Origin of the sequence: Pigmentiphaga aceris, assembly GCF_008119665.1 — a bacterium.
GTDB lineage: Bacteria > Pseudomonadota > Gammaproteobacteria > Burkholderiales > Burkholderiaceae_B > Pigmentiphaga > Pigmentiphaga aceris.
Genome location: NZ_CP043046.1, coordinates 3303928 through 3323080, shown reverse-complemented (window position 1 = coordinate 3323080; position 19153 = coordinate 3303928). Strand labels below are relative to the sequence as shown.

At 62.3% G+C, this 19153-nt stretch carries 15 protein-coding genes; 5 read left to right on the top strand and 10 right to left on the bottom strand.

The window, feature by feature from the left end; translation table 11 throughout:
* The first annotated feature begins 46 nt into the window (after positions 1 to 46).
* Positions 47 to 466 carry a RidA family protein gene (locus FXN63_RS14395; RefSeq protein ID WP_148815938.1) on the top strand — a complete coding sequence of 140 codons (420 nt, stop codon included), beginning with the start codon at positions 47 to 49 and terminating at the stop codon, positions 464 to 466.
* A 150-nt stretch (positions 467 to 616) separates the two neighbouring features.
* Here the strand turns inward: FXN63_RS14395 and fabV are convergent, their stop codons facing one another.
* The gene (gene fabV, locus FXN63_RS14390) at positions 617 to 1813 is read right to left on the bottom strand and encodes an enoyl-ACP reductase FabV (RefSeq protein ID WP_148815937.1); all 1197 of its coding nucleotides are present in this window, start codon (positions 1811 to 1813) and stop codon (positions 617 to 619) included.
* A gap of 58 nt (positions 1814 to 1871) precedes the next feature.
* Positions 1872 to 2789: a LysR family transcriptional regulator gene (locus tag FXN63_RS14385; RefSeq protein ID WP_148815936.1), complete on the bottom strand. Its 918-nt coding sequence runs from the start codon at positions 2787 to 2789 to the stop codon at positions 1872 to 1874.
* 189 nt (positions 2790 to 2978) lie between these two features.
* On the opposite strand from FXN63_RS14385, the gene scpC (FXN63_RS14380) reads away from it, so the two are divergent.
* Together scpC (FXN63_RS14380) and scpC (FXN63_RS14375) are read left to right on the top strand one after the other, a co-directional pair.
* Positions 2979 to 4490, top strand: a complete 1512-nt coding sequence (gene scpC, locus FXN63_RS14380; protein ID WP_148815935.1) for a succinyl-CoA:acetate CoA-transferase ScpC — start codon at positions 2979 to 2981, stop codon at positions 4488 to 4490.
* Positions 4491 to 4670: 180 nt separating this feature from the next.
* Entirely contained in the window at positions 4671 to 6182 is a 1512-nt protein-coding gene (gene scpC / locus FXN63_RS14375) for a succinyl-CoA:acetate CoA-transferase ScpC (protein ID WP_148815934.1), read from the top strand.
* Between the two features lie 143 nt (positions 6183 to 6325).
* Here the strand turns inward: scpC (FXN63_RS14375) and adhP are convergent, their stop codons facing one another.
* On the bottom strand, positions 6326 to 7354 hold the full coding sequence (gene adhP, locus FXN63_RS14370; RefSeq protein ID WP_148815933.1) for an alcohol dehydrogenase AdhP: 1029 nt from the start codon (positions 7352 to 7354) through the stop codon (positions 6326 to 6328).
* 236 nt (positions 7355 to 7590) lie between these two features.
* A complete protein-coding gene (locus FXN63_RS14365; protein WP_148815932.1) occupies positions 7591 to 8508 on the bottom strand; it encodes a LysR family transcriptional regulator in 918 nt (305 codons plus the stop codon).
* A 300-nt stretch (positions 8509 to 8808) separates the two neighbouring features.
* Here FXN63_RS14365 and aceB point away from each other — a divergent pair, with 300 nt between their 5' ends.
* A complete protein-coding gene (aceB, locus tag FXN63_RS14360) occupies positions 8809 to 10392 on the top strand; it encodes a malate synthase A (RefSeq protein WP_148815931.1) in 1584 nt (527 codons plus the stop codon).
* 198 nt (positions 10393 to 10590) lie between these two features.
* The gene (locus FXN63_RS14355) at positions 10591 to 11838 is read left to right on the top strand and encodes a DUF4303 domain-containing protein (RefSeq protein WP_187394900.1); all 1248 of its coding nucleotides are present in this window, start codon (positions 10591 to 10593) and stop codon (positions 11836 to 11838) included.
* 1114 nt (positions 11839 to 12952) lie between these two features.
* Here FXN63_RS14355 and FXN63_RS14350 read toward each other — a convergent pair.
* The 6 genes from FXN63_RS14350 to FXN63_RS14325 form a co-directional block, all read right to left on the bottom strand.
* A complete protein-coding gene (locus tag FXN63_RS14350) occupies positions 12953 to 14185 on the bottom strand; it encodes a voltage-gated chloride channel family protein (RefSeq protein WP_148815929.1) in 1233 nt (410 codons plus the stop codon).
* 15 nt (positions 14186 to 14200) lie between these two features.
* Entirely contained in the window at positions 14201 to 15109 is a 909-nt protein-coding gene (locus tag FXN63_RS14345; protein ID WP_148815928.1) for a ChaN family lipoprotein, read from the bottom strand.
* A gap of 270 nt (positions 15110 to 15379) precedes the next feature.
* Positions 15380 to 16180: an ABC transporter ATP-binding protein gene (locus FXN63_RS14340; RefSeq protein WP_148815926.1), complete on the bottom strand. Its 801-nt coding sequence runs from the start codon at positions 16178 to 16180 to the stop codon at positions 15380 to 15382.
* Positions 16177 to 17181 carry a FecCD family ABC transporter permease gene (locus tag FXN63_RS14335; protein ID WP_222863920.1) on the bottom strand — a complete coding sequence of 335 codons (1005 nt, stop codon included), beginning with the start codon at positions 17179 to 17181 and terminating at the stop codon, positions 16177 to 16179. Before FXN63_RS14335 ends, FXN63_RS14340 begins: the two co-directional genes overlap by 4 nt.
* Positions 17168 to 18067, bottom strand: a complete 900-nt coding sequence (locus FXN63_RS14330) for a heme/hemin ABC transporter substrate-binding protein (protein ID WP_148815924.1) — start codon at positions 18065 to 18067, stop codon at positions 17168 to 17170. The genes FXN63_RS14335 and FXN63_RS14330 overlap by 14 nt, the downstream gene beginning before the upstream one ends.
* Positions 18060 to 19106, bottom strand: coding sequence for a hemin-degrading factor (locus tag FXN63_RS14325; RefSeq protein WP_148815922.1), 1047 nt, complete (start codon positions 19104 to 19106; stop codon positions 18060 to 18062). The genes FXN63_RS14330 and FXN63_RS14325 overlap by 8 nt, the downstream gene beginning before the upstream one ends.
* Between the last annotated feature and the right edge of the window lie 47 nt (positions 19107 to 19153).

The following is a 19153-nucleotide window of genomic DNA, read 5'->3' as shown; positions in this document are numbered from 1 at the left end:
CGTCAATACGGAGCGATTGCCGCTTCTTTTGCAGAGGTTACTCATCATGGCTACAAGAGACGTTGTTTTCCCCGCTGGTCGTCACGCACTGTACGAACAGCACCGTTACTCCGCTGCGGTTCGGTCCAATGGCCTGTTGTTCGTGTCGGGCCAAGTCGGGGCGCGCGAAGACGGGTCGCCCGAACCTGACTTCGAGGCGCAGGTTCGCCTGGCCTTCAAGAATTTGAACGCGGTGTTGGACGCGGCGGATTGCACTTTTGCCGATGTGATCGACGTGACGGTATTCATGGTCGATCCCGATACCCACTTCGCCAAAGCCTGGGAGATCGCCGCCGATTACTGGGGCGAAGCTCCGTACCCGACGGCGACTGCTGTTGGCGTAACGTGGTTGTCTGGCTTCCGGTTCGAGATCAAGGTGATTGCGAAGCTGCCGGAGGGTGCAGAAGGCGCTGCTGTGCAAGGCTGAATATAAGCTTCAATCCAGTCCTGACATGACAACGGGGCGGCACCGGATGTTCGGTGCAGCCCCGTTTGTTTGAACGCCGCAGCGTGCCATTGGCACGTCTGCAAAGGCAGCTGGACAAGCCAGCCACCTGAGTGCGCAATCAGCTCGCAATCAGACCGTGATCAGATTCGGAATCTTCACGTCCGGATTCACATCCGCGTTGTAGTCCACGCCGTCGATCTCGAAACCGAACAAGCGCAGGAAGTCCTGCTTGTAGCCAGCGAAGTCGGTCAGCTTGTAGATCGTGTCGTTCTCGACCACGCTCCAGGCCTGCTTCACGGCTTCCTGAACGTTGGGTTGCAGTTCCTTGTAGTCCACACGCAGGCGGCCTTCTTCGTCCAGGCGCGGGGTGGGGCCGTACAGGGCATCTTGGTACAGCTCGTACAGCTGTTCGATGCAACCTTCGTGCGTGCCCTGTTCCTTCATGATCTTGAACAGCAGCGACAGGTACAGCGGCATCATCGGGATGGCCGAGCTGGCTTGCGTGACCACGGCTTTCAGCACCGACACGCGGGCATCGCCGCCAATGGCAGCCAGGTTCTGGCGGATGCCAATGACCTTCTTGTCCAGGTCTTTCTTGGCTTCGCCAATCGACCCGTTCCAGTAGATGTCCTGGGTGACTTCTTCGCCCAGGTAGGTAAACGCCGTGGTCTTGGCACCTTGGGCCAGCACGCCTGCCGATTGCAGGGCGTCGATCCACATCTGCCAGTCTTCACCGCCCATGACGGCGACGGTGTTGTCGATTTCTTCCTGGCTGGCCGGTTGCAGCACGGCTTCCTTGATGACTTCAGCGTCGGTGTCGATGCCGCGCAGCGTGACGGGCGCACCGATGGGCTTCAATACCGAGTTGTGCACCACGCCGGTCTTCGGGTGGACGCGCTTGGGCGCGGCCAGACTGTAGATCACCAGGTCAACTTGGCCCAGATCTTCACGGATGGTGTCGATGACTTGCTGCTTCACGGCGTCCGAGAAGCCGTCGCCGTTGATGCTCTTGGCGTAGATGCCGGCTTCGTCGGCGGCCTTGTGGAAGGCGGCGGTGTTGTACCAGCCGGGCGAACCGGCCTTGGATTCCGAACCGGGGCGCTCGAAGAACACGCCCAGGGTGCCTGCGCCGCAGCCAAACGATGCCGTGATCCGCGCTGCCAGGCCGTAGCCGGTCGACGCGCCGATGACCAGCACTTTCTTGGGGCCGCCAGCGATGGCTCCCCGTGCTTTCACGTAGTCGATCTGTTGGCGAACATTGGCTTCGCAGCCTACGGGATGGGTCGTCACGCAGATGAATCCACGGACACGCGGTTTGATGATCATGAAAAATTCGGTTCCGATATGTCGAGCCGGCAGAATAACGCGTCGCGGCTCACTATTTTTACGGGTTAACCCGGGAATTATCGCCTACTCGGGGGCCGGTCAGCACTTCGTCACAAATCGCTAGCCACGCGCGTGCCGCATAGGACAGATATCGGTCACGCATCCAGATGTGGCCGACCTCCCAATGCAGGGCCGGACGCACCAGCCGTGCGGTGGCCAGACCACGGGTTTTCATGCGGCGCACCAGCGGGTCGGGCAGCAATGCTACGCCCAGACCGGACGCCGCCATCGACACCAGGAAGTCCCAATGCGCGCTTTGTGCGGCCACGTGCGGCGTGATGCCCGCATCGGTGAATGCCTGGCGCAAACGCCGGGTCAGCGCAAAATCTTCGGCGGGCAACAGCAAAGGTTGATCGCGCAGTGCGGCCAGTGTCAGGGTAGGGCGGCCGGCCCAGGGCGCGTCGGGTTGGCCAACGGCCAGAATCGGGAAGCTGCCGAAGCGTTTAGCCTCCAGCGGCCCTTGTGCGTCGATCGGCAAGATGGTTGCGCCCAGTTCAAGATCCCCTGCGGAAACCAGGCGCTCAACGGCTTGCCCCGAGGCTTCGCGCAGGCTTAGCTGCAACCCAGGCCAGCGTGTGCGAAAAGCCTTTACGACGGGTGCAAACAGCAGGTTGATCATCGGCGGAATGCCCACTTCCAGCCGGCCACGTTGCAGATCGGCGGCTTCGCGCACCTCACCGTCCAGCGCACGCATGGACGCCAGAATCTGCCGGCCGCGTTCGTACACGATACGGCCGGTGTCAGTCGGCAAGGCGCGGTGCCCCTGCCGGATGAGCAGCTGGGTGCCCAGTTCGGTTTCCAGTTGCCGGATCATCTTGCTGACGGTGGACTGGGTCACGAACAAGCTGTTGGCGGCCTGCGTGAAGCTGGCCAGACGCACGGTTTCGACGAAGTAACGCAGTGCGCGGACGTCCACGGGTATGGTCCTTGGAAGCTGAACAGGATGAGTCGTAAGTCAAATGATGAAAAAAACGACTCGTTTGAATGATTTTAAGTCATCACATGATTGTTGATCGCGTTCCTATACTCCGACCAACCGCCCAGACCAAAGGTGTCGCATGAATGCCTGCGCCCAGTGTCTTCACGGTGCGGACAGGAGAAATGCATGCAGGACCGTATTCGTCACCCCGCGCTGCGTCAGCGCATTACCAGCGCCGACCAGGCTGCTGCCTTGATCGAAGATGGCATGACCGTGGGCATGAGCGGCTTCACCCGTGCCGGTGACGCCAAGGCCGTGCCGGCCGCGCTGGCGCGTCGCGCCAAGCAGGCACCTTTGCATATTGGCCTGATGACGGGCGCGTCGCTGGGCCATGACACGGATCGTCTGCTGACCGAAGCGGGTGTGTTGTCGCGCCGCCTGCCGTTCCAGACCGACCCCACGCTTCGGCGTGCGATCAATCATGGTGATGTGGCCTATGTGGATCATCATCTGTCGGATACCGCCGAACAGTTGCGTGCCGGCCATCTGCCCGCGGTTGATCTGGCCATCATCGAAGCGGCCGCCATCACGGAATCAGGGGCTATCGTGCCCACAATGTCGGTCGGCAATTCCGCCGCTTTTGCCCAGCAGGCACGGCAGATCGTGATTGAACTGAACACCTCCGTGCCCGCTGCAATCGAAGGTTTGCATGACATCTACGTACCGGGCGCGCGGCCGCATCGCGGGCCGATCGATCTCTGTTCGGTGTCGCAGCGTATTGGCGGGCATGCAATCTCGGTAGACCCGTCGCGCATTGCAGCGATTGTGATGACCGACCAGCCCGACAGCCCGTCGAACGCCTTGCCACCAGATGCCGATACCCAGCTGATTGCCGGGCATATCAACGACTTCCTGCTCAACGAAGTGCGGCGTGGACGTTTGCAGCGTTCGTTGCTGCCGCTTCAGGCTGGCATTGGCACGATCGCCAACGCGGTATTGCATGGCTTTGTCGATTCCCCGTTCGAGAATCTGACGATGTACTCCGAAGTCTTGCAAGACAGTGCCATCGAGCTGCTGGACCTGGGCAAGCTGGGCTTTGCGTCGGCCTCGTCGATTACGGTGTCTGCCTCGGTACACCAGCGCATTCTGGACCGCATCGAACACTACCGCGAACGTATCGTGCTGCGCCCGCAAGAAATCAGCAATGCGCCGGAGTTGGTGCGCCGCTTGGGCATCGTCGCGATCAATACCGCGCTGGAATTCGACTTGTACGGCAACGTGAATTCCACGCATGTCAGCGGCACGCAGATGATGAACGGCATCGGTGGCTCGGGTGATTTTGCCCGCAACGCGCACCTGGCGATTTTTGTGTCGAAGTCGATTGCCAAGGGCGGTGATATATCCAGCGTGGTGCCGATGGTGTCGCACGTGGACCATACCGAACACGATGTCGATGTGCTGGTTACGGAAGTTGGCCTGGCCGACCTGCGTGGCCTGGCTCCGCGCGAACGGGCACGGGCAGTGATCGAAAACTGCGTGCATTCCAGCTACCGCGACGCGCTGCGCGACTATTTCAACCGTGCCTGTCTGCGTGGTGGGCAAACGCCGCATGTGCTGGAGGAAGCCTTCTCGTGGCATCAACGCCAGCGTGATACGGGGTCGATGCTTGAGGGCGCGCGGGCCTTGCTGGTGGCGTGATCGGTTTGGCCTGGGCCGTCGGGCTGACACGAGCACATCGTGCTCAGGAAAAACGCGTTGTCCTGATCTAGGTCATAAATGCGTCCCGGCCCGCCTTGCATACTGCCCGAGACCGCGCAGACGGCGACGCATCCTGCGCGCTCATACCCGGAATCTACCCCGGCGCGGCAGGAGAAACGCATGCACGACCGTATCCGCCACCCCGCCTCGCGCCAGCGCATTACCAGCGCTGACCATGCTGCCGCCCTGATCGAAAATGGCATGACGCTTGGCCTGAGCGGCTTTGCGCGCGCGGGCGATGCCAAGGCCGTGCCACACGCCTTGGTCAAGCGGGCGGCCCAAATGCCTTTACATATCGGACTGATGAGCGGGGCCTCGTTGGGCCATGACACGGATCGCCTGTTGACCGAGGCTGGCGTGCTGTCTCGCCGGTTTCCCTTCCAGACCGATCCTACATTGCGTCGTGCGATTAATCACGGTGACGTGGCTTTCATTGACCAGCATCTGTCGCAGACCGCCGAAAGGCTGCGCGCTGGCCATTTGCCGGCTATTGACGTCGCCGTGATCGAGGCGGCGGCCATCACGGAAACAGGCGCCATCGTGCCGACCATGTCAGTGGGCAACGCACCGGTGTTCGCGCAACTGGCGCGGCAGATCGTGATCGAGTTGAACACATCGGTGCCGGCCGCTATTGAAGGTCTGCACGACATCTACATGCCCGGCTCTCGACCGCAGCGTGGTCCGATGGAACTGGGCTCGGTGTCACAGCGCATCGGCGGCAGCGCGATCTCGGTGGACCCCGATCGTATCGCGGCCATCGTCATGACTGACCAGGCCGACAGCCCCTCGCATGCGCTGCCGTCGGACCCTGAAACCGATCAGATCGCCGGACACATCAACGACTTCCTGTACAACGAGGTGCATCACACCCGACTGCAGCGTTCGCTGTTGCCCTTGCAGGTGGGCGTCGGCACCATCGCCAATGCCGTGCTGCACGGTTTTCTGGATGCGCCCTTCGACGGGCTGAGCCTGTATTCCGAGGTCTTGCAGGACAGCACCTTCGAGCTGCTGGATGCCGGCAAGCTGCTGTTCGCGTCGGCCTCGGCCATCACCGTGTCGGCACCGGTGCAGCATCGTTTCATGGAGCAGATCGAGCACTACCGCGAACGCATCGTGCTGCGTCCGCAAGAGATCAGCAACGCCCCGGAACTGGTACGTCGCCTGGGCATCATCGCGATCAATACCGCGCTGGAGTTCGACCTGTACGGCAACGTCAATTCCACCCACGTCAGCGGTACCCACATGATGAACGGCATTGGCGGCTCGGGCGACTTCGCGCGCAACGCCCATTTGTCGATCTTCGTGTCGAAGTCGATCGCCAAGGGCGGGGATGTGTCTTGCGTGGTGCCGATGGTGTCCCACGTGGACCACACCGAGCACGATGTCGATGTGCTCGTCACCGAAGTCGGCTTGGCGGACCTGCGTGGTTTGTCACCGCGCGAGCGCGCCCGTGCCGTGATCGAGCATTGCGTCCACCCCAGCTACCGCGATGCGCTGCGTGATTACTTCAACCGCGCCTGCCTGCGCGGTGGTCAGACGCCGCATGTGCTGGAAGAGGCGTTCTCGTGGCACCAACGCCAGCGGGAAACCGGGTCGATGCGTGAGGGTGGTTCGGCGCTGCGGGTGGCGTAATTACAAGGGTTTCCGTGCTTGGCGCAGACGGGGCTTGGCAGCGTTAAGTAGCAGGCGAGACATTGATACAGGGGGGACCGCGACCAGCCATGTTGGTGGCCGCGATCTGACTACGATGAACCCCGCATGCCCCGGGCAGCGGTTTACTGCAGCATATCCAGCACGATCCGGCCTTCGATGGTGCCGGCATGCATGCGGGCGAAGATGTCGTTGATATTTTCCAGTCGATCGGCCGTGACGGTGGCCTTGACCTTGCCCTCGGCAGCGAACGCCAGCGACTCCTGCAGGTCCAGACGGGTGCCGACGATGGAACCGCGCACCGTGATGCCGCGCAATACCATGTCGAAGATCGGCAGGGGGAAGGAACCCGGCGGCAAGCCATTGAGCGATACCGTGCCGCCTCGGCGCAGCATGCCCATGGACTGCTCGAAGGCCTTGGGCGACACGGCGGTGACCAGCACGCCGTGCGCGCCGCCGATTTCCTTTTGCAACACCGCGATCGGGTCTTCCTTCAGCGCGTTGATGGTCAGCGATGCGCCCAGGCGGGTAGCCAGTTCCAGCTTGTCGTCGGCAATGTCCACGGCCGCTACGTTCAGGCCCATGGCCTTGGCGTATTGCACGGCCATGTGACCAAGGCCACCCACGCCGGATATCACCACCCAGTCACCGGGTTTGGTGTTGGTGACCTTCAAGCCTTTGTAGACCGTGACCCCAGCGCACAGGATGGGCGCGACTTCCAGGAAGTCCAGATTCTTCGGCAGGTGGCCCACGTAGTTGGGATCGGCGATCACGTAGTCGGCAAAGCCGCCGTTGACCGAATAGCCGGTGTTTTGCTGCGATTCGCATAGGGTTTCCCAGCCGCCCAGACAATGGGTGCAGCAACCGCAGGCTGTGTACAGCCACGGAATGCCAACCCGGTCGCCTTCCTTCACGTGGGTAACGCCTGCGCCCACGGCAGACACGGTGCCCACGCCTTCGTGGCCGGGGATGAAGGGAGGATTGGGCTTGACCGGCCAGTCGCCTTCGGCTGCATGCAGGTCGGTGTGGCAGACGCCGCTGGCCGCAATGCGGACCTGAATCTGGCCTGCCTTGGGCTCGGGAACGGGGATTTCATCGATAGAGAGTGGTTTGCCGAATTCACGCACCACCGCGGCTTTCATCGTCTTGGCCATGTCATCTCCTGTCGCTGCCCGCCGCTTGCGGCGCGCAGGATTACGCAGGCGACGGCGGCTGGCAGTACTGCACTTTCGCTACCAATGGTTCATTAGGCGCGCGAATCGACGGGGGATCGTTGATTGAAATCAAGGTAAAGGACTCCTTGGCCTGCACGCTTGCTCCGGGGCTGCACGGACGGTGACGCATGATCGAGCCCGGGTCTGGTAGACCTGCATCGCGTCGTGGATTGTCATCAAGGCAGCGTCTGCGCCCGCGTCCAATAAGCCGCATCGCGATACGCTTCGCGCAGATGATCGACCAACGCATGTACACGCGCCGGCAAGTGTTTGCGTTGTGGGAACACGGCGTAGATGCCGTTGGGGGGCGCGGCGTAGTCGTCAAGCACCGAGGCCAGCCTGCCGTTGGCAAGGTCTTCCGATACCTCCCACATCGAGCGCCATGCCAGGCCGCGTCCGGCCAGCGCCCAGGCGTGCAGCACCGCGCCGTCGCTGCAACCCATATCACCGTCGATGCGATGCGCGACGATTTTGCCAGCGTCAGAGAACAACCAGCCGCGCGCCTGCCCGGCACCGCCCAGGGACAGGCAATTGTGTTGGGCCAGCTCCGATGGCTGCGTGGGTATGCCGCGCCGCGCCAGGTAGGCTGGTGCGCCCACTACCACGCGCCGGTTTTCGCCCAGGCGCACGCCCACCAGGCTGGAGTCTTCCAGGTCGCCCAGGCGAATCGCGCAGTCGTAGCCCTCGCTGCGCAAGTCCACCACGCGATCAGTCAGGTCCAGCGACACGGACAGCGCAGGGTGGGCGTCCATCAAGGCGGGCAAAAGCGGTGCGACGTGACGCCTGCCAAAGCCCGCCGGTGCGGTGATGCGCAAGCGGCCGCTGGCCTGCGCGCCACGCACGGCGACTTCACTTTCCGCGTCTTCCAAGGATTCCAGGATGGCGCGGCTGCTGACCAGAAACCGCGCGCCTTCTGCTGTGAGCGACAGGCGACGGGTACTGCGCACCAGCAGCTTCAAACCCAGCCGGGCTTCCAGCGCATCGAGCCGTCGGCCGATAAGGGCGGGCACCACGCCTTCAGCGCGCGCCGCCGCCGACAGGCTGCCCAGCGTGGCTGCATTCACGAAGGTTTCGAGTTGCTTGAAGCGGTCCATATTGAGGCGGTCGAAAAGATGTTGAGAGCTGCCGGACCTGGAGGCGGGCGGGCTGAAAATTTCAAAGACAGCAGAGATATCAAGACATGAAGCAAGCCATAAACCAAGACGCGAAATTCAGCCGAAACGTGAAAGGCGCACGCTGTCCCCAAGCAGAACAACAGACGTTGCCAGCTTCATACTGAAAGTAAAATCTGAAGTGACTATTTTATGGCTAATTGCCGCGCGGCTGCGGCCTACACTGCTGACATTGCGCCGGGCATGAAGCGGCGTCTGATTTTCCCCTTTCAAGGAACCTCCATGAGCTTGGATCTGCCCGCTGGCGTCGCCATTTCTGCCCCCGTCTCTGCTGAATTCGCCGAGATCCTGACGCCTGACGCCCTGGCGCTGGTGGCCAAGCTGCATCGCCAGTTCGAATCGCGTCGCCAGGAACTGCTGGCAGCCCGTGCCGCACGCGCCAAGCGTCTGGACGCCGGTGAGCGCCCGGACTTCCTGCCGGAAACCCAGGCCGTTCGTGACGGCGACTGGACCATCACGCCGCTGCCGCAAGACCTGCTGTGCCGTCGCGTGGAAATCACCGGCCCGGTTGAACGCAAGATGGTGATCAACGCGCTGAATTCCGGTGCCGACAGCTACATGACGGACTACGAGGATTCCAATTCGCCCTTGTGGGAAAACCAGATCAGCGGCCAGATCAATCTGCGCGACGCGATCCGCCGCACCATCAAGCTGGAACAGAACGGCAAGACCTATCAACTGAACGACAAGGTGGCCGTGCTGCAAGTTCGCCCGCGCGGCTGGCATCTGGACGAAAAGCACGTCACGGTCGACGGCCAGCGTGTGTCGGGCGGCATCTTCGACTTCGCGCTGCACTTGTTCCATAACGGCAAGGAACTGCTGTCGCGCGGTTCGGGCCCGTACTTCTACCTGCCCAAGATGGAAAGCCATCTGGAAGCGCGCCTGTGGAACGACGTGTTCGTCGCCGCACAAGACGAACTTGGCATTCCGCAAGGCAGCATCCGCGCCACCGTCTTGATCGAAACCATCCTCGCTGCTTTCGAGATGGACGAAATCCTGTATGAACTGCGCAATCACAGCGCCGGCCTGAACGCTGGCCGCTGGGACTACATCTTCAACTGCATCAAGAAGTTCAAGCTGGACAGCGACTTCTGCCTGGCCGACCGCGCCAAGGTCACCATGACCTCGCCCTTTATGCGCGCCTACGCCTTGCTGCTGTTGAAGACCTGCCATCGCCGCAACGCGCCGGCCATTGGCGGCATGAGCGCGCTGATCCCGATCAAGAATGACCCGGAAAAGAACGAGATCGCCATGGGCGGCATCCGTTCCGACAAGACCCGTGACGCCACCGACGGCTACGACGGCGGCTGGGTGGCACACCCGGGCCTGGTGGGCGTGGCGATGGAAGAATTCGTGAAGGTGCTGGGCGACAAGCCCAACCAGATCGAAAAGCAGCGCCCCGACGTGAACGTGAGCGCCGCCAACCTGCTGGACTTCAAGCCGGAAGCGCCGATCACCGAGCACGGCTTGCGCATGAACATCAATGTGGGTATCCACTACCTGGGTTCGTGGCTGGACGGCAATGGCTGCGTGCCGATTCACAACCTGATGGAAGACGCCGCCACTGCCGAGATTTCGCGTTCGCAGGTGTGGCAGTGGATTCGTTCCAGCAAGGGTGTGCTGGAAGATGGCCGCAAGGTGACGGAAGCCCTGGTGCGTGAACTGGTGCCGCAGGAACTGGCCAAAGTCGTGGCCGTGGCAGGCAACAGCCCGGCTTACCCCCGTGCTGCGGACATCTTCACCACCATGAGCACGCAGGACAAGTTCGAAGAGTTCCTGACTTTGCCGCTGTACGAAGAAATCTAAGCTGCCTTGTCCGCTACGCTGGCGGACGGCATCTTTCAACGGGACAAGCTGTTACGGCTTGTCCCGTTTTGCATTGGAGTGCGGGCAGGGCGTTTGCGACAATCTCGGTCGCGGTATTTGCCGCGATTGGTGGTGCCTTGATATCTGATGTGTCGTTGCTGCGGCTCAGTGGTTTGGCACCAGAATTCTGGAGACCCGATGGATTGGAAGACGCTGGAAACCCATTTGACCGTGACGGCATGCGCCACGCTGGACAAGCTGCTGGCAAGCAACGTGGGCACGCTCTACGCCGCGGCTTTCTTCGGCAGCTACCGCGAAGACGAACGTGTGATCGACCTGCCGTCCTTGGCGGCCAACACCTTGGCCGCGCTTGATGAAGATCATCCCAAGCGAGGCGATGAGGGTTTCTGGAGCGTGAAGTGGAGCCCGGTGGATTGGCGCTGGACTTGGGAGCCGTCGGACTATGGCGACGAGACATTGCACGCGCTGGATGCGTCTTTGCAGGCTTATGCCAATCGCGGGACGCCCGAACAATGGGACGCGGCCGAAACGCGTTTCATGGCAACCGTGGCCCGCGCGGCTGCTGCCGTGCGCAAGCACTTTGCCAAGCATCCGCAGGTCGACAAGCATTTTGTAGTGTTCTTCCACGACGATGCGCACGGGCCGGCATTGGCAAAGACCAGCATGTCCGACAGCCTGTTCCTGCGGCATTTCCCCGAGCAAGACGAAACCGAACAAACCCGCCGTCGCCTGGCTGGCCTGCCGGAGTCTGAGCAAGCTGCTTATTACGTGAATCGCTTGGACAAGTACGACGGCATTGATGGCGAGACGGCTTCCGACTGGCTGGTTGCGCATGGCAAGAGTGCGTTGCCCTTGCTTGTGGAGCATATGGCCAAAGGCAAGGATGCCTGGAAGACGGCGATGATCCTGGGCTTGGCGGGCGTTGCAGACCCGACCGCGATTGCCGCTTTGCGTAAGGGGACGACGGCGAAAGGGGAATCGACTTGGGGTTGGTCGGCGCGGGCGCTGGGTTACTTGGGGGATGTGGAGTGGCTGTTGACCCAGCCGACGAAGATTGCGATGGCGGGGTGTTGCGCTAACTTGTCTGCGTTTCGGGATAGGGGTGCACTGCCGTTGACGCTGGATTACGGGCCTGTTGAGCGTTTGCTTGCTCAGTGGCCGGAGTTGGCGGCGGACGTGGAAGAACTGCTTAAGCCGGGGTCGAGTTTCTGCACGATTCGTGTGGGTGATGTGCCCGAGGCGATACGCGGGTTGCAGTCGTCCCATGTGGTGATTCGCCGGCATGCGGCATGTGTGTTGAATGAGCGGCGTCTGGGGAAGCAGGGGGTTGCCAAGGCGATTGCTGCGCTGAAAACGTGTGAGGATGATTCGGACGAGAAGATGCGATATTTGGTGGGGCTGGCGTTGGATGGGTTGAGGGCATAGGTGGGCGCTCTTGACGGTTGTTGAGCGTTTTTTTGTGGTTTTGAGCGTTCTTGTGCCAGTCGCGGGCATCGGGGGCGCGTCGTCTGCCCCGCTGGACCTACGCGTCGGGTCTCCCGCCCTCCACGTCGTCCAGAAGGGCAGCCGCCACGCCCCCGACACCCACGCCTTCAAAACGGCTTGGTTAAAAGCAGATCCCGCTTTTGGGCGATTCGATTTTTCTGGCTGCTCGGGTGCTGTACACGGCTCCCCCGTACTGACGTATTCAATCCTTGAGCACCGCCCGGCTGGAGCCGGGGACTTGGCTGGCCAGGTCGCCACGAAGCGAGTCAGCGGCTCGCGGGTGTGACCGTATATCAGTGGCCTTTCGCAGGAGCGCCACTCAACATTGTCGCGCTCCTGCTTGGTGGTGGGGTGACTTGGAAGCGGGTGGCCGCGCATCAGGTAATGCGACGAAAAGGCGGGGCGCTGAAGGTGGACGCTTTGGAGACTGTGCATCGCACGTTCGGGCTGCTGATCAACGATCGGACTTATGACGAACGTTCGAAGCGGTGAAAAACATTCGGAGTGTGAAGAACGGTGTGAGTGTTGCTAAACGCTGATGCTGCTAGGCGTCTCCGAAAGCCCTCACACGTGCGTTAATCGCCTGTATCAAATCAGCCGCCAGCGCCCGACCGTCGCCGCTGCTCTCCGCATGCCGTAATGCGGCGGCCACCCGCTTCGGTGTCACCCCACCACCAAGCAGGCGCGCAAATCTTCTTGAGTGGCGCTGCCGTAAAAGGCAACTGAAGAACCGTCCGAGTGGTGAGCCGGAGAAGTCGCTTCGTGGCGACCTGGCCAGCCAATCCCCATGATCAGCCGCGTGGCGGTCAAGAACGGTGACCTACGCATGCCGAGAACCGCATCCAGCACTTGGCAGCCAGAAAATCACTGCACGCCCACAGGCGGCATTCGCTTTTAACCAAACGTCTTTGAAGGCGTGGGTGGTGGGGCCGGATTGGCTGCCCTTCTGGACAAGGTGGAGGGCGGAGACCCGACGCCAAGGTCAAGCGGGGCAGACGAGCCGGCCCCACCACCCACGACTGGCTACATAGCGCGACACAGCACCAACCAAGACCTAACGCCGTCCACCAAATCTGGCCCGTACTTTAACCGGCACCCATCCGAACTTCCCGCTTCCAACTCGCTGCGCCCCATAAATCCCCGCATGTCCCGAGAACAAATAACTCGCAAGACAAGCCAGCGCCGCGAAAGGTCCGATGGCCGGACCGAACATCTCCATCGCCATGATGGTGCCCGCAATCGGCGTATTCGCCGCACCCGCAAACACCGCCACAAATCCTAAGCCCGCCAGCATCGAAAACGGCAGATCCAGCAACGGTGCCATCGCATTGCCAAACGTCGCCCCGATGAAAAACAAAGGCGTCACTTCACCGCCCTTGAAGCCCGTCCCCAGCGACACAACCGTGAACACGAACTTGCCCAGGAAATCCCACCCGGCAGGCTGCACGAACGCATCCACAATCGCCGGAATACCCAGCCCGATATAGCGATAGGCGTCCAGTGCCCATACTGCAACCGTCACCACTATGCCCCCCAAAAACGGCCGCATCGGCGCATACGAAATACGCCGCTTCACCAAGCGCCCCAGGCCATGCGTGGTCCGCGCAAACAGCATCCCGATCAGCCCGAACAAAGCACCCGCAGCCAGCACGGCCAACACCGTATGAACCGTGGTTGGTGCCAGACCTTGCAAGGGATAATGCGTGTGATGCACACCCCAAGCCTGCCCCACACGATCAGCCAAGAAGGCTGCCAGCAAACAGGGCAGCAGGGCGGGCAGGCGCAGCTTGCCGATTGCCAGCACTTCCAGCGCGAAGACTGCCCCGGCGATCGGCGTGCCGAATACCGACGCAAAGCCCGCCGCAATGCCGGCCATCAGCAGGGTGCGACGGTCATCCGAATTCAGGCGTAGTCGATACGATGTCTGGTCTGCCAAGGCCCCGCCCATTTGCACGGCGGTTCCTTCGCGGCCGACCGAGGCACCGAACAGGTGGGAAACAACGGTGGCCACCGCGACCAAGGGGGCCATGCGCAAGGGCACGGTCCGTTGGGGATCGTGGATTTCGTCGATCAGCAGGTTATTGCCGGCCTCGACCGATTGGCCGATGCGCAGATAGACCCAGCCGACTACGAAGCCCGCCAGGGGCAGCAGCCAGATCAGGCCGGGGTGGGCATCGCGCGTGGTGCCTGCCCAATCCAGTGCGAACAGAAATGCAGCCGATGCGGTACCGGCAAAGATTGCGACCAAGGCCGCCAATATGCTCCAGCGGCCCAGGTAGCGAATCATGTGCAGTCCTTCGTCTTACTTGATCGGCTTCATGCCAATGCAGGGGTCAGCCCGTTCGGCCACCGCGACTCTGTCGATGCGGTCGTAGGGTTCCTGGCTGAGCTGTGCGTGTGTACCTGCGCCATGAACGGGGGCTTTGTTGTCGATCTCAAGGAAACCGACCACAAACGACGCGTTGTGGCCCAGCCACTGCGGCACACCAATGTCACGACGGACGTGGCCGTTGCCGGCCAGCAGCACCACGGGGCGCGGCTTGCCGGGTGTGGCGTTGCGCGCTTCCAGCATGACGCTGGCCATGAAGGCATCGCGCGCGATTTGCGCGCGGGCCATGCCGTTGACGAATTGCGGCGGCAGCATGCCGCAGTGCGAACCTTCCAGCCCGCGCTCTTGCGCAGCCTGCAAGGTGGCAGGAATGCCGCGATCCATGCCGACGGCGCGCGAGCTTTGTATATCGAATGCTTTGCTTACGCCTTCGCGCATGACCTTGCCGGCGTCGGCACGCGACAGGTTGGCAGCGTACAGCGGCAGTTTTTCACGCAGGGCCAGCGTGATGACGGGTTTGTAGAAGTCCCAGCGCCACTGTTTGCGGTCGGGCACCACGGCGTCGATCACGCAATCGGCGTCGGCGCATTTGGCCATGGCCGCATCGAGTGCGGGTTGCTGTTCGCGGTCGAATTGCTCCATTGCAATGGCGGGTTTCCAGCCAGTGGCAACTGCAGCGGTGAGTGCCGCCAAGCGTTGTTTGTGGCCCTCGGCGTTGTCGTGTACTTCGCCCAGCAAGATCAGCTGGTTGGCGATAAGTTGCGAGGCCAGCGGCCGGGCGATTGGCACTTCCGGGTCGCAAGGGATGGAGCTGCACGCGGCAAGCGTGGCGACGCAAAGGGGAAGCAGGCGGCGAAGGGTCGTGGGTATAGGCGTGGGCATGCTGGGATTTTAGCTGGCGCGACGCGCAAGGTGTCGCGGATTGACGAAGTGTGGGCGGATCGTGGTCGAAAGGCTGTCGAAGCGCGGTTGAAATGCTGTCAAATCGCGTGAGATTTTCTTGGGCGGGTATGACCTGCCGATATCAGATGCCGACCTTAAACACCGATTTCAGGCAACGCAGTCAGTCCTGGAGCCAAGCAACGAAGTCCGGCACTGAAGCCAAGCATCGAAGTAGGTACTGACCTTAGGCGCAAAAGCCAAGCACCGACCTCAAGCCCCTACGTCAACCAGCCAGCGTCCGCTATCGATACGCACGTCCACCGGCCAGTCGTAAGCCCGGCTCAGCGTGTCCGCACGCAGGGCGTCCTGGGGCGGACCGCTTGCAATGACATGGCCGCCGCTCATCAGCAGCACGTGGTCGGCTGCCTGCGCAGCCGGGCCAAGATCGTGCAGCACGGCCACTACCGTGCGGCCACCGTCGATTTCTTCACGCAGTCGCCGGAAAAGCAGCGCCTGGTGTTTCAGGTCGATGTGATTGGTGGGTTCGTCCAGCAGCCACAGCGGTGCGTCCTGGGCCAGCAGGCGCGCCAGGGCGGCACGTTGGCGTTCTCCGCCTGACAGCTCACGCCAGGGACGTGCGGCCATGTCCGCAACATCGAATGACGCAAGCGCGCGATTCACATGGCGCATATCGTCGTCGCTTGCACGGCCGAAGCTGCCAAGGCTTGGCCGGCGACCCAGCAGCACGTAGTCGAGCACGGTAAGCGGCAATTCCGCAGGCGGAAACTGCGACAGCCAACCAATGCGCCGCGCCCGCTCGGCAGCGGGAATGGCGTCCAACGCAATGTCATCCAGCAATACCGCGCCGTGGGTAGCCGGCAGCAGACCACCAAGCAGACGCAGCAAAGTACTTTTACCTGCGCCGTTGGGGCCGATCACCGCGGTCAGTTTGCCGGACGGGATGTCAACGTCGATGTCGCTGACCAGCGGCTTCTTGCGATGGTGATAAGCCAACCCCGTGCAGCGCAAACTGACGATCGGGTTGCTGACTTGGGTTGAATTCGTGTTCATGCCGCACCCCGCGCACGCCGACGCAGCAGCCAGATGAAGAACACCGGTCCGGCCAAGCCCGCCAGCAAACCCACCGGCATATCAAGCGGGTAGGCCACGCTGCGTGCCAAGGTATCCAGCACCAGCAGGAAAACTGCACCCACCACGGTGGACACCGCGATCAATCGGCGTCGTCCACCGCCCAATACCAATGCGCAAGCGTTGGGCACCATCATGCCGATGAAGCCGATGATGCCTGCAATCGATACCGCCGCACCGACTGCCAGCGCAGCGCCCAGGGCAGTCAACAAACGCACACGGCCGACGTTTACGCCCAGTGCGCGCGCATCGTCTTCGCCAAGCAGCATGCAGTCCAGATCGCGGCCCAAGGCCAACAGCAGAGCGATGCCGACAAACGCCACGGGGGCTGCCAGTGCGAAGGGGGTGTGCCCGACGATGCCCAGGTGCCCGGACAACCAGACCATGGCGGAACGCAAGGCCATATCGTCTGAATTGAACATCAGCAGGCCGGTGATCGACCCGGAAAATGTGGCCAATACCAAGCCAAGCAGCAACAGGCCGATTTCACCGCCACCCAGCAGCCGGGACATGCCCAGCAGCAGCCAGGTGGCGAGCAAGCCGCCACCGAATGCCGCGAGTGGCAATCCGATGCCGCTCAGGCCAAGTGCCATGACAGATATGACCGCCAACGCAGCACCGCTCGACGTCCCGATCAGCGTGGGATCGGCAAGCGGGTTGCGAAACAAGGCCTGCAAGGCCGCACCCGAGGCAGCGAGTGCTGCGCCAACCAGCAAGGCAGACAGCACCCGAGGCAGGCGCAGGCCCCGAAAGATCGGGTCGGACCAGTCAGGCACGGCCCAGCCATCACCCTGCACGCCAAGACAGATGCCGATCAGCAGCACGGCCACCGCCACTCCGCCCAGCCAGTTGGCCAGGCGACTCGCTGGCCGCCGCGGTGCTGCCTTGGGCGTCACTGACAACATGGTTTCAGAAACGGGCACGCAATTCCTGGACAACAGCCGGGCTGTGAAGATTGACCGTGAAGTACTTCTGCACCACGATTTCGAACACCTTGCCCTGTTTGCCGGCAGGTGTTGCCGCAATGTCAGGGCGTGCACGGAATTGATCCAGGCTGCCGTAAACCGCGCGATTGTGTTCGCCGATCAACACGATATCCGGCGCAAGGCCGGCAACTGCTTCCGGGTTCAGCGGTTTGTAGCCGTCGATGCTGTCGGCGGCATTGACGCCACCGGCTGCGCGGATCAGCGTGTCGCTGGCGGTATTGCGACCACCGACAACCTTGCCGTCATAGGTGATCAGTACACGCGGCGGTTTGCCTGCCACGGGTGGCATGCCGGCCTGGCGCATGCTGGCTTCCCAGTCGGTCGCCAGTTTTTCAGCGTTTGCCTGCGCATTCACCAGCTTGCCCATGGCACGGATGACCTGCGCGTAGTCGCTGCCATCCGCCTTGGCGCCCAGCTTGGCGGTCTTGACACCAAGCGTTTCCAGTTGCTGATAGATAGCGGGCGGCTGCGCCAGTTCCGTGCCGATGACCAGTGTGGGCTTGAGCCGCATCACGGGTTCTGCCGACAAGGACCGCGAGCTGCCGATGTCGGTGGCTGCTGCCAATTCAGGCGCTTTCGACGCGCGATCGCGGCCGACCACTTCACTGGCTTTACCCAGTGCGACGGCAATTTCAGCGATATCCGAGCTGAGCACAACCAGACGTTCCGCCGCGAGGGCGGGCTGCAGACAAGCAAGCGCCAACAGGCCGCCCGCCAAGGGGCGCGCGAGTCGCACACCCACGGTGGCTGCGTGCTGTCCACCGCTTTGCAGCAGCACGTTCATCACCCGAGCCAATGCCTTCGGGCGTACACCTTCACGCATGGCTGACTTCCTCGCGCGGGGTGCCGGGGGCTATTTCTGACAACTGGGCAGCAAGTGCTGTCCATTCGCCCAGTTCAGGCTGGCCGGGCTTGCGTGCACCGAAACACTGGACGATCAGGTCGCCCTTGGCGTCGAAGCACTCCAGCGAGGTCACGATGCCGTCGCTGGTGGGCTTGCGCACCACCCAGGCACGGTCGAACAAATCCATGCGCAGATGCAGGTTGAAGCCGGGGTCCATCACGTTTTGCCAGACGCCCATCGGCGTAATGCGGTGCACCGGGCCGGTATGGATTTGTACGCAACCTGGGTTGTTCACGAAGACCATGATCGACAGACCGCTGGCGGCCGCGTCGTTCAACAAGGTATCGACGGCGGCGATACCCACTTCGCGGGCGTGACCTTCCGGGGCCAGACGCAGGGCCTGAGTGCGTGTCACACCGTGGCGACGCAGCATGCCAAAGAACTGGTGCGTATCGGTCAGGCCCAGCCATTCCGACTGAAACGTGGCGGCGTCGATATCGCTGTCGGCTTTTTCTGCTGCTTGCGGTTCACGCAGCGTGGGAACCAGGCTGCCGCTGCCCGCTTCGCCGTCGGCAAACTGTGCCACCACGGCGGAAAACGCTGTGCGGTCACTGGCGTCGACGGCAAAAATCTTGTGGACGGCGTCGCCGTGCGCATCGAAGAATTGCAGGCTGGGTCGCTCGCCCGCCAGCGCAAACCCGTGCGCCCAGCGCGACAGGAAGAAACGCAGGTCGATGTCCGGGTTCAGGGCCAGGCCCATCATGCCTTCGATCTGTACGTTGGCATATACGCCAGTCTTTTCGTGTACGGCTGCTTCGTTGCGGGTAAGCGCCATGACCGGGCCAATCGGTTCCAGCGCGCGCAATAGCGCAGCCCAGTCCTTGCGCAACGGACAAGCCACCGGGTCGGCGGCCAGCAGCTCGCCTTCGCTTACGCCCAGCTTGGCCGCGGCGTCACGGGCGCGCAGGCGCGGTTCGGCCTGTTTCAGGCTCTGATATCGGTCCCACAGTGCGTTCATGAATTCTGTCTCCTGGATTGATGTGTGTATGAAAGCGGTCGGCCCGG